Here is a 517-nt window from a genome sequence, read left to right as displayed (position 1 = left end):
GTTGACTGACCTGAATGTTGGATGTATCGGTTACCCGACTGCCGTGCGTGACTCCCCTTCGTGTGCCCTCCGGGACGTTCCCGTTCACACAATCGCTTAAGTAATAGTATATAAAATACAAAAGAGATGTCTAACGAAGCACGCCTCGCCTCGCTCGAGATTCAAAACGTGGTCGCGTCGAGTGCAGTGGGCCAAGAACTGGACTTGGAGTCACTCTCGATGGACGTCGACGGGGCAGAGTTCAACCCCGACAACTTCCCTGGCCTCGTCTATCGGACACAAGAACCCCGCGCGGCAAATCTGATCTTCCGGTCTGGCAAAATCGTCTGTACGGGTGCAAGTAGCGTCGACGGAGTCAACCGTGCGTTAGAACAAGTGTTCGCAGAACTAGAGAGCCTCGGAATTCCTATCGACGACAGAGAAGAAGCGACGGTTCAGAACATCGTCTCGAGTGCCGACCTCGGAGTCTCTCTCAATTTGAACGCGCTCGCTATCGGTCTCGGTCTCGAAAACGTCG

The 517-nt window shown here is 54.2% G+C and carries 1 protein-coding gene; it reads left to right on the top strand.

Annotated features, from left to right (window positions below; genetic code table 11):
• Positions 1-126: 126 nt before the first annotated feature.
• Positions 127-517 (top strand): TATA-box-binding protein (locus AUR66_RS17030; RefSeq protein ID WP_058573375.1); only part of this gene is annotated, 391 nt, incomplete at its 3' end.

Origin of the sequence: Haloferax profundi, from assembly GCF_001469865.1 — an archaeon.
GTDB classification, from domain to species: Archaea; Halobacteriota; Halobacteria; order Halobacteriales; family Haloferacaceae; genus Haloferax; species Haloferax profundi.
The sequence above is the reverse complement of the archived record's forward strand: the minus strand, read 5'-3'. Positions and strand labels throughout refer to the sequence as shown.